General features: G+C 40.1%; 13 protein-coding genes and 1 pseudogene. 5 read left to right on the top strand and 9 right to left on the bottom strand.

Annotated elements, in window-relative coordinates:
• Positions 1-294: 294 nt before the first annotated feature.
• Positions 295-1356 (bottom strand): annotated as a pseudogene (locus FQ085_RS13690) (DmpA family aminopeptidase).
• Between the two features lie 252 nt (positions 1357-1608).
• On the opposite strand from FQ085_RS13690, the gene FQ085_RS13685 reads away from it, so the two are divergent.
• Positions 1609-2160: a TVP38/TMEM64 family protein gene (locus FQ085_RS13685; protein ID WP_149456861.1), complete on the top strand. Its 552-nt coding sequence runs from the start codon at positions 1609-1611 to the stop codon at positions 2158-2160.
• Positions 2161-2176: 16 nt separating this feature from the next.
• Here the strand turns inward: FQ085_RS13685 and guaC are convergent, their stop codons facing one another.
• From guaC to FQ085_RS13650, 7 genes are all read right to left on the bottom strand, one after another.
• Positions 2177-3160, bottom strand: a complete 984-nt coding sequence (gene guaC, locus FQ085_RS13680; RefSeq protein WP_058385338.1) for a GMP reductase — start codon at positions 3158-3160, stop codon at positions 2177-2179.
• Positions 3161-3439: 279 nt separating this feature from the next.
• Positions 3440-4801, bottom strand: coding sequence for a copper amine oxidase (locus FQ085_RS13675; protein ID WP_149456860.1), 1362 nt, complete (start codon positions 4799-4801; stop codon positions 3440-3442).
• 125 nt (positions 4802-4926) lie between these two features.
• Complete coding sequence (locus FQ085_RS13670) at positions 4927-5646, bottom strand: anti-sigma factor (protein ID WP_058385336.1); 720 nt, start codon at positions 5644-5646, stop codon at positions 4927-4929.
• Entirely contained in the window at positions 5639-6205 is a 567-nt protein-coding gene (locus FQ085_RS13665) for an RNA polymerase sigma factor (RefSeq protein ID WP_058385335.1), read from the bottom strand. Before FQ085_RS13665 ends, FQ085_RS13670 begins: the two co-directional genes overlap by 8 nt.
• 258 nt (positions 6206-6463) lie before the next feature.
• Entirely contained in the window at positions 6464-7057 is a 594-nt protein-coding gene (locus FQ085_RS13660; RefSeq protein WP_058385334.1) for a class I SAM-dependent methyltransferase, read from the bottom strand.
• A 173-nt stretch (positions 7058-7230) separates the two neighbouring features.
• Positions 7231-8703: an aldehyde dehydrogenase family protein gene (locus tag FQ085_RS13655; protein WP_058385333.1), complete on the bottom strand. Its 1473-nt coding sequence runs from the start codon at positions 8701-8703 to the stop codon at positions 7231-7233.
• Positions 8704-8730: 27 nt separating this feature from the next.
• Positions 8731-9468 carry an SDR family oxidoreductase gene (locus tag FQ085_RS13650; RefSeq protein ID WP_058385332.1) on the bottom strand — a complete coding sequence of 246 codons (738 nt, stop codon included), beginning with the start codon at positions 9466-9468 and terminating at the stop codon, positions 8731-8733.
• 169 nt (positions 9469-9637) lie between these two features.
• Here FQ085_RS13650 and FQ085_RS13645 point away from each other — a divergent pair, with 169 nt between their 5' ends.
• Complete coding sequence (locus FQ085_RS13645) at positions 9638-10300, top strand: TetR/AcrR family transcriptional regulator (RefSeq protein ID WP_058385331.1); 663 nt, start codon at positions 9638-9640, stop codon at positions 10298-10300.
• Between the two features lie 216 nt (positions 10301-10516).
• Entirely contained in the window at positions 10517-10714 is a 198-nt protein-coding gene (locus FQ085_RS13640) for a hypothetical protein (protein WP_058385330.1), read from the top strand.
• A gap of 47 nt (positions 10715-10761) precedes the next feature.
• Here the strand turns inward: FQ085_RS13640 and FQ085_RS18325 are convergent, their stop codons facing one another.
• Positions 10762-10887 carry a hypothetical protein gene (locus tag FQ085_RS18325; RefSeq protein ID WP_256204387.1) on the bottom strand — a complete coding sequence of 42 codons (126 nt, stop codon included), beginning with the start codon at positions 10885-10887 and terminating at the stop codon, positions 10762-10764.
• Positions 10888-11628: 741 nt separating this feature from the next.
• Between FQ085_RS18325 and FQ085_RS18320 the strand changes: the two genes are divergently transcribed.
• Together FQ085_RS18320 and FQ085_RS13630 are read left to right on the top strand one after the other, a co-directional pair.
• Positions 11629-12024, top strand: a complete 396-nt coding sequence (locus FQ085_RS18320; RefSeq protein ID WP_262499799.1) for a GIY-YIG nuclease family protein — start codon at positions 11629-11631, stop codon at positions 12022-12024.
• Positions 12025-12458: 434 nt separating this feature from the next.
• Complete coding sequence (locus FQ085_RS13630) at positions 12459-13700, top strand: PucR family transcriptional regulator (protein ID WP_149456859.1); 1242 nt, start codon at positions 12459-12461, stop codon at positions 13698-13700.
• Positions 13701-13769: the final 69 nt, after the last annotated feature.

Here is a 13769-nt window from a genome sequence, read left to right as displayed (position 1 = left end):
CCGCGAAAGATTCTCGGCTACCGGACACCGGAAGCGTGCTTCTTAGAAGAGCTCGCCCACATCGCCTGAACCACACACGGTTTAATGGGTTTTCATGTTTTGTTGCATTTAATATTGCAATCTAGGTAATGATTTTTTGAAACTAATTTCTGCCTTTTTTCTATAAGTGTTAATCTGTATTTCTGTATACCCGCACACAATTTCAAGCAGAAAATCGCGGTGGGTTTACCAGAGGTTTTCGTCATGCGTATTCACAAAATTCTTTTGCATAAAAAAAAGAACCTGTTAAAGGCTCTAGAGTGTTAAATTGAATTTTTCAAGCAACTCTTTTAACGCTGGTCTTTCATTGCCATCACGTCCAATAACAGCTTCTGCCGTAATCAATGAATTTAATACAGCTTCTTCTGTCGCTTCTCCGACGGCTCTAAAAGCTTCGTCCATGTCCTCTTCATGAATCGTATCAATTGTTAGATACTGTTGCGTTTTCGCATGAGGAATTTTGTTAGCTGTTGAGAACCCGAGTACGATTTCACCACTCCCATTGGTAATAATCGAACCTGTACGTGAAAGTCCAGTCACTGACCTTTTTAAAATACGGTTTAACTGGCGTTCAGACAACGGAAGATCTGTAGCGACAATAATCATGACAGAGCCTTTGTCTTCCTCTTTATGCGATTGCAGAATTTTTTCTTTCAAAGCTTTGCCAATCGGATTGCTGCTGACAGTCAAATCGCTTAGCATACCAAAATTGGATAAGACTAAAACTCCCATCGTGTAGTCTCTATGCTCTAGTTTGACAATACGAGATGCTGAACCAATTCCACCTTTTAGCGAATAGCATAGCATGCCTCTGCCTGCTCCGACCGCGCCTTCTTCAAACTCGACAGCACAATTTTCGAGTGCCTGACGTACATGTTGCTCTTGAACAAAGCGCCCCCGTACGTCATTTAAGAACATATCGTTGCATTCACCGACTACCGGATTAACAGTACCCGTCGTACTGCCGATATCAGGATTTTTCTCCAACATGTAATCAATGACGGCATTGGCTGCTGTGCCGACATTTAAGGTGTTTGTCAGGACAATTGGCGTCTCTAGCGTCCCTAGTTCGGCTAGTTAAATAGTGCCCATTGTTTTTCCAAAACCATTGATGACATGACTAGAAGCAATGAGTTTATTATGAAATATGTCTCCTGCATGCGGCAAAATCGCCGTCACACCGGTTTGCATATTGCCGTTACTCAATGTGACGTGACCTACTGTAACGCCTGCTACATCTGTTATAGCGTTTAGCTTTCCAGTTTTTATATATCCGATCTCTACACCGTAATCTCTAATTCGTTTTTGATTGTGCAAAAGCTCACTCCTTATCATTTATCTTCTAATTATGTTCGAATCCGGCTGATAGTTTCTTTCACTATCATACAACTAGCACACGTTTTACTGAAGGACTTTTAAACTTATCGCCCCCTTTTTAACAGTACGATACAGTCTCTTCTCCCTATTCTTTGCCCATGATGGTAAAATATATGAATGATTCGTTCTCTTTGTTCGTAAGGGATTTGTAAAACATGTTAAAGATTGAATGCTAAAAAGGAGTCTTCGCTTATGGAAATTTTACTTACTTTAGTTAAAACCGTCATTTTACTTATCGCCAATATAGTCGTTGGCGCTGTTGGATTTATTCCTAGTGCCCTCATGACCGCCATCAATATTCAGTCGCTAGGACTCTATGGTGGCGCTACTTTAACATTTGCTGGTGAAATATTCGGAGCCTTGTTTGGATTTTATCTTTACCGCTTTGGCTTTTCCAAAGCAGATCCTAAATGGCTCATCCATCCGTTCTGGCAAAAGTTTCAGCGACAAACAACAAAACAAGTTTTCAGTTTGGTGATTTTACTCCGTATGCTGCCATTTATGCCTTCAGGTTTTGTGACAGCGGGTGCCGCATTAACAACGATTAATGGGAAAAAGTTTTGGGTCGCCAGCACCATTGGTAAAATTCCAGCTGTAATTATGGAGTTGGCCGTAGTTTACGGTTTGATACAAGTCGTTCCTAAAAGTGTTCAATACCTCTTGTTTGGGGCACTATTAACGGTTTCTGTCATCATCTGGCTACTAACAACTAAGCAGAAAAAAGCCCATCAATCAACTAATTGATGGGCTTTTCAATAAATCAATACACTTTATCTCCATTGAAAATGGAATTTTTAACGATAACATAATCAACATTGCGAATTGCTAATAGTTTGTCTCCACCCGCATAAGAAATCGCCGATTGAAGATCTTGTTCCATTTCTACTAATGTTTCTTTTAATGGACCTTTATATTCTACAAACATCTTCTTGCCTTCAACGTTTTTCTTTTCGCCTTTTTGGAATTCTGAGGCTGAGCCGAAATACTCTTTTAATAGTTTCCCGTCCTGGTTGATTGTTTGACCAGGCGACTCTTCGTGTCCAGCAAAAAGTGAACCAATCATCACCATTGACGCCCCAAAGCGCACTGATTTTGCAATATCACCATGTGTACGAATACCCCCATCTGCGATAATGGGTTTACTTGCTGCTTTGGCACACCAACGAAGTGCCGCCAACTGCCAGCCTCCTGTACCGAAACCTGTTTTAATCTTCGTAATGCAAACTTTTCCTGGTCCGATGCCTACTTTTGTTGCGTCTGCCCCTGCGTGTTCAAGTTCTCGAACAGCTTCTGGCGTGCCCACATTTCCAGCAATTAAAAAACTGTTTGGCAGTAGTTTTTTAACATGCTGAATCATGTCGATAACTGCGTTTGAATGACCATGTGCCACATCAATTGTAATATATTCAGGTGTTATTTTTTCATCAGCTACTAATTGAATGAAATCATATTCTTCTGGTTTAATCCCTACACTGATCGATGCAAAAAGTCCACGCTGTTGCATATCTTTTATAAATGCTAAGCGCTTTTCTGGCTCGAATCGGTGCATGATATAGAAGTAATTATTTTCCGCTAAATATCCCGCAATTTTTTCATCTACGATTGTCTGCATATTGGCAGGTACAACCGGTAATTTAAAAGTTCGTCCACCAAATTCAATTGATGTATCACATTCTGAACGGCTGTTCACTACTGCTTTTGCAGGAACTAATTGAATATCTTCGTAATCAAATACATTTTCCATAAATTACACCCCTATACACGAATGATATACCTATATAACTTAATAATTGTTCGCCCATATGATAATGTACTTTATTTTCGAAGAGATGTCAAAGACGATAGAAAGCAAAAATGTAATAATTTACTTTTCGTCTTCTACTTCAGAATTTGCCGAAAAATTATTCTTTAGTTTTTACAATGCCTCGCTGCTTTTTCTTATCCCGACCTACTCAAAATAAATCCCTAAGTCATGTACATGACTTAGGGATTTATTTATTAGTTATTCAAACACGCATTGCTATTACTGTTTGCGTGTACGAACTGCGACTACGGTCGTCAATGCCGCTAACATTAAGCCGGCCAGTACCCACATGAATGGGAATGATCCGGTATCAGACATACCACCCATGCCTGTTTTTGGCATTTCGGCTGGCATTTCAGTCGCGCCGAATTGGTCTGGGAATTGATCGACAATCGCTGCTGACAAGCCGGCTGCTGGCATTTGCATATGTGCATACGCCTCGCGAATCGAGCTGTACGCTGCGTCATAATCGCCCGCTACATACGAATCAAATGCTGCCAATAGTTGCCCAACATGGGCAGTTAAACCTTCTTCCAATGCTGCTGCAGGAACGCGACCTTCTGTTGCTGCGTCTAAGAAGGCTGCTTGGTCTACGATGTACTGATCAAGCTCGGCACGTGCTTGTTCTTGCCCTTCTTTGTTGCCTTCACCCGTTGCTGTTACGTAATCCACAAAGTAACCAATGTGCGACTTCCATGTTTCTTCAAACTGTGCACCGGCTTCGTCGCCGTAAACTGATCCTACGGCTGCTGACAAGTCATCGGCGTTCGCAAGAAGTGCCCCTGCTGCTTGGTCAAAACTTTCAGCACCGTCCGCGCCGTCTTGCATCGCCATAACCGCAAGTCCTGCGTGTTCAGTGAACGTTTGGTTCAATGTTGCACGCAAATCAATGGCCGGTGTATCGGCACTGGTGTTGTCAAATTTATCCGGGAATTGCGTCGTGATTGCAATGGACAAGCTTTCGGCGAACATGCTCATGTGTTGAATCGATTCGCGCTCAAGTGAGTAAGCTTTTTCAAAATCGCCCGCTACATACGCGTCAAACGCCATGATCAACTGATCGACGTGCACGTCCAATCCTTCTTGAACCGCCGCTGCTGGCAAGAGTCCGCCTGTTGCGGTATCAAAGAATTTCGATTGTTCCACTTTGTATTTTTCCAGTTCCGCTAACGCTTGGTCTTTGCCTTCTTGGTTGTCTTCAGCGGTTGCTGTCACGTAATCGACGAAATAGCCGATGTGCGACTTCCATACTTCGTCAAACTGTGTGGCGCCTTCTTCCCCGTAAACTGAACCAACAGCTGCAGACAAGTCGTCAGCGTTTGCCAGTAACGCCCCGGCTGCTTGGTCAAAATCTTCTGCCCCGTCGACGCCTTTCCGCATCGCTTCAACTGCTAGAAATGCGTGCTCTGTTAAGGTCGTATCCAGTGCGATGCGCAGTTCCGCCGCAGGTGTTGTCGTGCTTACTTCCGTTGCGGTTTCGCTTGACGCAGAATGACCGCCGTGGCTGTCGGCAAGTGCTGCCGTTGGTACAAGTAACGCTAGGCTAAGTGGTAGGGCTAACAGTAATTTGTTTAATTTCATACTAAAATCGCTCCCTTTTTCTTGTTTTTTTTAAGTTATACAGACATAACGCAAGGAGCGATCCATTAGATCACTTTATTTGAAAAAAGATTCAAAAGAAAAAAACTATCCGCAAAAGCGGATAGTTAAATTTCTGAACTTAATACAATTTCGCCTTCTGGCAATTGGTTTCCTGCTTTAGGTTCAAGCGTCACAGCAATAGTATCCCATTCTGCTGCTGTCTCTTCTAGTTGATAGTAGCTTGCACCTTCTCCATTGGGATTAGGCGAAAACGCGCCGGCTGGAATTGGCTTCCCATCTTTGATCAACCAAACTTGATAAACTTGACTTGCGTCTAATTCAGCTAATCGATCTGCCTGGACAACAAGGTTTACTAACCCATCTTCTTCGATGAGTTCTGCTGTAGCAGTTCCTGAGAATGCTGCATTCGGCTCTAACTGGAATGATTGAATCGCTGTCTCTGGTCCACCTTCTTTGTCAGATAGCTGAAAGAAAGCATAGCCATTACCTAGTAGTGACAATAAAAGTACAGCTGCGAGCAGCGGTTTCCAGGTGTTTCTCCTGCTTTTATTTTTGCGTATCGGTATCGCAGACATTGCTGGTTTTAATGCCACTGTCGGATTATCCTGAACAGGTTCTTCTTCAAATACATTAGCTAGAATTCGTGCTTTCATCGCTGTCGGTGGTTCCACTGGGTCTGCAAGATAAGGGAGCTGACCTGTTGCTTCTACTATTTCTTGGCATTCCGTACACGTTTTTAAGTGTTCTTCAAATTGCTGAACCTCATCTATTGATAGTGTTCCATTCAAATAATCTAGTAGATAATCACAATCTATATTAGTCATCATAAGCCCCCCTTTCCTGCATTCCATGCAGTGATATTTTCAACTTCTTTAATGCCAGTCTTATTCGGCTCTTAACAGTTCCCAGTGGAATATTGCACATGTCCGCGATTGTCTCATGTGTATGTCCCTTGAAATAAAATAAATCGATCATTTTTTGCTGCTCTGCTGATAAGTGTTGAACAGCCATTTCAATCTGACTTTTCTCTTCTTGCCATTCAACCTGCTGCTCAACCGGTGCATCATTGCTGACCATTTGCGCCGCTTCTTCAATTGGAACAGATGGCTGTTTGCGTTTTCGTATTAAGTCAATAGCTGTATTCTGCGCCATTCTAAAAAGCCAGGAAGTAAATTTCCCTTTGCTTTCATCGTAAACCCCTTTACCGCGCCAAATTTTAATGAACACCTCTTGTAAGGCTTCCTCAGCTAGCTCGCGATCTTCTAGCATTTTATACAGAAAAGAAAAAAGGATTTTTTCGTAGCGGTCGTATAATTGTTCTAATGCGGCTTTATCTTGTTGACTGACCCGCATATACAAATTTGTATCAGTACTTTTTTCCATCCCCTGTCTCCTTTGCCACGTATTTCGTATTACTACCTTACTATACTTCCCGCTACAGGAAAATCTTTTCTTTTTATCAATCTCCTTAAAATGTGGAGTTCGAGAAATAGATTATCGCTGTGTCTTTTATTTCTCTTACTTATACTACGCAGTAAGCCGGTAATTAGATCACTTTTTTACGATATTAATATTCCTTAAAAAAAATAAAAAATAGCATCTAGTGTTTGTTAAAAGAGCGGTTTAACATGATCTACTTGTTTATAAAGAATTACAGCATTCAATCGTAAGAAAAAGTCCACCGTAATAAGAAGTTACTTTCTGCACTTCTAATCCTGATTGCTTTACCAGTTTGAGCGTATCACGGTTTAAATGACAGCCATCGCACATTTTTCTCCAGACTGGTGTTAATGCTTCTTGAGTTTTGCCCATCATCTTCTGATCCATTTTGACATGTTCAAATAACAGTATTTTCGCTCCTACTTTACAAGTTCTCCGTATTTCTTGAAGTGCTTTTTCAGGATCAGGAATCGTACAAAAAACCAGTGTTGCAACAATGGTATCAAAGCGGTTATCCTCAAAAGGCAATTCCTCTGCCTTTGCTTGATAGGTATAAATGGGGGTATGGGTTTTTTGAATGCGTTTGTTTGCTTGTTTACTCATAGCAGGATTTGGTTCAATAGCATCAACGCGTTCAACATCCTGATAGTAGTGGAAGTTTGCGCCAGTACCAAAACCAATTTCCAAAACTTTCCCTTGTGCTTGACGAACAAGATTTGCACGAATCCGCTCAAAACGCATTTTTTCTAGCGGCTTCATTGCAATATCGTATATATGAGGGAACCATTTAGCCAAATTCATCATTTCCTTTCATCACGTCTTTACTCAATGTGAAATTCGACTTAGCTTCGTCCATTCCCTTTCACTAACAGTTAATGATAGAATACGAATCGTTTTTTAGAAACAGCTAGTTGGTTTAACACAAAAAACGACAACCCCAATACTGAGGCTGCCGATGTCACAGTCTTTTATTTTTTTGTGTTAGTAACAAATGGTCCATATTCACGACGTTGATGTTGAACCGATAGCCATTTTAACGTTGTAAACTCTTCTAGTACCCATTCACCATTGAAACGGCCTAGACCTGAATCTTTTTCTCCACCAAACGGCATATGCGCTTCATCGTTAACCGATTGATCGTTTACATGAATCATGCCCGTGTGAATTTGATGAGCGATGGTCGTTCCGTATTCGATATTTGAGGAATGGACAGCTCCGCTCAATCCATACGGATAAGCATTTGCCATCTTCACGACTTCCTCGTCGCTATCAAAAGGAATCAAAATTGCTACAGGACCAAAAATTTCATTTTCTGCAAGAGGCATATCGTTTGTAACGCCAGTTAGAACAGTTGGTTCTAGAACATTGCCATCCGCTTGTCCTCCAAGACGAATTTGGGCACCTTGCTCCACACTTGCATTGATGTCTTTGAGAATCCGGTCGACTTGATCACGGTTAATCAGCGGTCCGACTTGCGTATCTTGTTCGGCAGGATTTCCGAATTTTAATTTGCTAGCACGTGTAATGAACTGCTCTGCGAAATTGTCATAAATATCTTGATGAACAAAAATGCGGTTGATAGACATACAAATTTGACCTTGATGATAGAATTTACCGAATAATGCGGAATCGACAGCCTGATCTACATCAGCATCTTTTAAGACAATAAAATTATTGTTTCCACCAAGTTCTAACGCAGTTTTCTTTAACGCGCCACCCGCGAGCTCACCAATACGCTTTCCGACTGGCGTAGACCCAGTAAAGGAAATCAAACGCGGTGTTGGATGCGTTACAATGTCATCACCGATTTCTGAACCACGTCCAACTACGACATTTAATAGACCTTTGGGCAATCCAGCTGCTTCGAAAATGCTGGCAAACAACAATCCACCTGTTACGGGTGTATCGGTTGCAGGTTTGATCACAACCGCATTGCCAGTTGCAATAGCAGGCGCGATAGAACGAATCGCTAAATGGAACGGGAAATTCCACGGGCTAATAATACCGATAACTCCTAGTGCATTGCGGTATACACGGTTTTCTTTACCTGCTTGTTGCGAAGGAAGAATTTTACCTTCCATCCGGTAAGGGAAAGTTGCTGCTTCTTTCAAGATGTTAACTGACGCACCAAACTCAACTGTTGCTTTAATCACAGTACTGCCTGCTTCTTTAACTAACCAGTCAATAATTAGCTCTTTGTTCTCCTGCATGACTTCTATTGCTTTTTCAATAACCGCTCGTTTGTTTTGCGGTAGTTCTTTTGCCCATTCAACTTGTGCTTCTGCAGCAGCTTTATATGCCAAATCTAAATCACTTTTATCGGCAGCTTGTGTGATTACTAGTTCTTCACCAGTAAATGGATTGGTATTCTTCATCTGGCTATTACTAGAACCTTGAATCCATTCACCATTTATATAAATTTTTGAAAAATCGGTTTTCACTTGGATCGTCTCCATTCTTTTTTTGATTTACAGTTGTTGTCTAGGGCGAATCAAAATCTCATTAACGTCCACATATGCCGGTTGTTCCACGGCAAAAGCGATCGCATTGGCAATATCTTGTGCTTTAAGCATTTCCATCGGTTGACCATTTTTAAAAGCAGTTACTATATCTTCGTCTGTAATCGTATCGGTCAATTCGGTTTCAACCGCTCCTGGTGACACAATCGTCACGCGAATTTCATGTGAAGGATCAATTTCTTGACGCAACCCTTCTGCAATCGCACGAACCGCAAACTTGGTACCGCTGTATACCGCACTTCCTTTAGAAATTGTATGACCTGCCACGGATGAAATAGTTAAAATATGACCAGATTTTTGTTTTTCCATAACTGGCAACACAGCAGCAATTCCATAAAGAACACCTTTGATATTGACATCAATCATTTTGTCCCATTCATCAACTTTTAGCTTATTCATAAATGATAAAGGCATTAATCCAGCATTATTCACCAATACATCAATCGTACCGTTTTTCTCGAGCCCAGCTTCTATTAATGCAGTCATTTCACTTCGAGAAGTAACATCTGTAACTTTATAATCTGCCGTACCACCAGCAGCTTCAATCTCTTTTTTTAAGGCGATCAATCGATCTTCACGTCTTGCAGCAAGTAACACATGATAGCCTTTGCTAGCTAATTCCTTCGCCGTCGCTTCACCGATACCACTGCTTGCACCTGTAACGATTGCAGTTTTCCCTAATGCCATACTCGTCAACTCCATTCCCATTACTTTAGACGATTAACATAAAAACTGTCTATTATTATTACACTCTAACTGTTTACCACCCTTACAGCCTGTTTAAACAATGAAAGAAAAAAGGACATCTGCTCATGGTTTTCTTGTGTTATAATTTTCACAAGATGGAGGTGTTTAGATGCGGAAAATTTCACCAGAAGAACGGCAGATTATGCGCCGTACCTATACTGAAAAAATTATAGAAACCGTTCGTACAGAGGGATTTATTACATTGACAATTCAAGATTTGGCACGATTAATGGGTATTAGCCGCGCTTCTTTGTATAATTTTTTCGCATCTAAAGAAGACATCATCCTAGAAGTGACGGAAATCTATATCGACTACTTGAATAGAAGCAACCAGTTTATCAACAATTCTCGTTATCCTTACATTCAGCGATTGCCGGCTGTATTTGAACAAACTGTGTTCTCCGCTGTTTACGCGTCTGAAATATATTTAACTGAATTAAAGTCAGTATGCCCGACATTCTATGAACGGAAATTAGCATTAGCGAACGAGCGGTTAGTCACCCTTCATTCTTTTTATGAAAACGGTATCATCGATGGAGATTTTAATCCGCACTCCCCTGCGCTCGTAATTGAGCAAGATGAAGCATCTCTACGGAGGATTTTAAACTCTTCTTTTCTAGTTGAGCAAGGCATATCGTTAGAAGACGGCATGTACGGTTACTATGAAATGATGAAGCAACGTACTTTTGTTCCGGCAGTTTTAAAAACCGGAAGAGATCCTTATATCGAAAAAGCAGTGAGAGTAATCGTTAACCAGTTAACGAAAGAATAAGATAGCTAGTGAGAAAACGAAAAACCTTGTCACAATTCTGTGACAAGGTTTTTCGTTTTTGACTTGAAATCAGGTAAAATAGTTTGGATTTTTAAACAACTGGGAATAGAATTAAACACAGATAGACCATTTTTTTCAGCTCCAAAATAATAGTTTTAAAATTCCGTTAAATAGAATACAATAAGCATTAACTACCTAGAAAAGGAGATGGTCAAAATGAACCTAGACTCAATTAGAGGCTCGAGCATGATTGTAAAAATGGCACGTGCATTAGTGGAAGATGGTTGGTTATTCACCCCGAATGAGTTCGACGTCATTATTAAAGCGGAGCATAAGGAAACAGGAGAAGCCATCTCTTTTCATTCAATCGGTAATTTGAAAAGATGGATGTATGAAAAAGCATTAAGTTATTAACTAATCCTTAAAAACTCGCTGGCCAATATGGCCAGCGAGTTTTTTTACTAAACACCTTGTAGACTTGCAGACTTTTTACACAATTCTGCGTTAATCCCCTGTTTTTTCAGATTTTCGACAATTTCACTGGCTGTTTGCACTTTTCGTATTGCACAACATGAAGTTTCAGTCATCTTGATCATCCTCCAAAGGCTTTTCATAGCTTCAGTATACAAAGTAAATGTGAACAAACTATTACCAAATCAACTTATTTTTAAAAAGCTACTGATTTTAAACAAATTACTCAAATTCACCAACTTTTAACTGCTCTTTTCTAGTGACTAGTTAATTTTGAGGCACGTGGATTATAAAGAACAAGACCGCTCCAAGTATTACGATTAGACGAGTAAGTATGAAAATTTTGCTTCAACTCCAGAAGCTATGTGGACATTCTGGAAACTGATAAAGCTGAATAAAATCAGTGTTTCATTTTTTAACACATTGATCATTTATCGACCATTTTCATAGTGAAACTTTGCACTCTCTGTCGTTAAATTGAAATAATTGTACGAGTGCGTATGCTTTTCGAGTATTGTCATAGTAATCCACAACACAGCACCAATTACTGGCAGATTGAATAGTTCAGATTTTCCTCCCTATCGATCACCTTCACCCGCTCCGTTGTAGTGCACGGCACCTGTTCGGGTAATGAATCGTATTGAGTAAAGAAAAATACCAGTAACCACACAAAAGTGATCACCGGCAAGTGTGCTTTAAGTCAATCTTTTTCTCAACTATGTTAACTTTTTCCCATACATCCCCTGGTTAGATAGATATTTTACATTTTTTGTACTTCCATCCACTAAACAGAGCTTACCTATACTATAATGAATGGCAAGCAGTAATTTTCTACTCATCTTAAGGAGGCACTTACTATGTTAAAAAATTTTTTCAGCATTTTTAAATCGTCCTCACCTACCCTTTCCGCAAATAGCTCCGGCAATAAAATAGCTACAGAAAAAAGTTACCTTTTTGAAGCTAACCAACAACAGTTAGATCAAATTATTAAGCTTCCTCTAGTAACAGGCAAAGCACCCGGCTATGTTTATTTTGTTCAAGAACATATAACAGGTTCTTTTAAGATTGGCAAAACAAAGCAAATTGATAAACGTATGAACGTCTTCAATGTTAAACTGCCGTTTGAAAACAAATTAATATTTCTTATTAAGACTGCTGATCGTCATCAAACTGAAAGCGCATTTCATCTGCATTTCTCTGACAAAAGATTAGAAGGCGAATGGTTTAACCTGACGGCAGACGATATTCGTTGAATCAAACAAGGCTTCTACACGGATAAACTCCAAAAAACAATCAACTCCCCTTCAGAAGTTATAAAGCAACTCAATGCCAACAAAGGAAAAGTTGACGAAAAGTCATTGACATTCAAACAAATTCAATTCGCCAAAACTCTCGTGCTACGACTCGAACAAGATTATGAGTTAAATAACGCATATACGACTTGGACACAAAAAGACTTAAATCGCCTTAGTAGCTATTTCCGTCATAGAAATGATGGTACCTTAGCTAATCTGGTGAAAAGTGGCGTTTTGACTAAAAGATAAACTCCTTTCCTCCCGATTTATAGAAGCTTTTTTGGACAGGCTAATACCTCAAACCACAGCATACGCTAGAGTAAGCTGTGGTTTTTCGTTATACTAAAGTGACTATGGTTTTAACAAGTACAAATCGCTAAAGGAGTTGCTTTATGTACGAAATGTCGTTCAAAAATCCATTTAAGAAATCATTTTTCGATTTGAAAGAGCTCGTTGACAGCATCCAAGAAAATTTAGGGTGCCCAACGACGATTGAGGATACAAACCACCGTCTACATGCTTATAGCTCTCATGAAGTGGATACTGATTCCGCGCGAATTGGTACGATTATCTCTCAGCGCGTACCTGAAAAGGTGATCAATCGTCTTTGGAGAGAAGGCATTATCCCAAAATTGATGCAATCAGATTGTGCCTTGCGCATTCCACATATTGAAGACATTGGTCTTCGCGACCGTGTAGCGATTGCCATTCGGAAGGATAACGAGATTTTAGGCTATATTTGGATTGTTGAAGGCGTCAAAAAATTAAATGATATTCAACTAAAGCTATTGAAAGACGCGGCTATTGCAGCGACATCTTTAATGGCTAAACTTCATCAAAACCTCAAAAGAAAAGAAGAACACTATCAGGATTTCTTATGGAAAATTTTGAGTGGCCACTACAAGTCATCAAAGGATATTCAAGAAAAATTTTACGAACTTAACTTGAAAATACCCGATCACTTTACTGTTCTTGTTTTTCGTTTTGACCAAGACATTACACGGAAAATAGAAGAGCAAATTTCCTATCTGATCACCACTAGTCAAAAAATCACTAATCACTTTTTAGTAATTATCGACAATGAATTGATTTTAATCGCTTCTCCTCATGCCTCACAATCTGGCGATCATGCTTTTGAAGGCTTTATTTCCTACTTTACATCTGAAATGGCTAATCGCTTTTCTATTTCGGGCGTCAAAGGCAGTTCGGGTACAAGCTATAATGATTTTGGCAAAGCGGAAATGAGTTATCAAGAAGCCATGACCGTGCTAAAGCTAAAACAAGACTTTCCTGAAGAACTAGAAGATGTGTTTCACTTTAGGCAACTCGGTGCTTTTAGGTACTTGAACTTGATACCGAAAGAACGGAGAGACAAGCGCCATGAACACCCGGCAATTGCTAAGCTCGAAGCATATGATAGCCTGCACAAAACCAATTTACTGAAGACACTTGAAGTTTTTATTCAACAAGACAGCAATATGAACGATGCTGCTAAAAAGCTGTTTGTGCATACTAACACATTGCATTATCGGATAAAGCGCATTTCGGAAATAGGCAGTGTCCGTTTGACAAATGTTCATGAAAAATTAGGTATCTATCTGGATTTGAACATGCGCAAAATGGATAAGAAATAAGCTTTTGTGAAATTTCACAAAAGCAAAGCGTTATTTTCTTTGTTTCATCCAATGCAGTCCAGCAAGCAT

The sequence above is a fragment of the Planococcus sp. ANT_H30 genome, from assembly GCF_008369335.1.
GTDB classification, from domain to species: domain Bacteria; phylum Bacillota; class Bacilli; order Bacillales_A; family Planococcaceae; genus Planococcus; species Planococcus kocurii.
The sequence above is the reverse complement of the archived record's forward strand: the minus strand, read 5'-3'. Positions and strand labels throughout refer to the sequence as shown.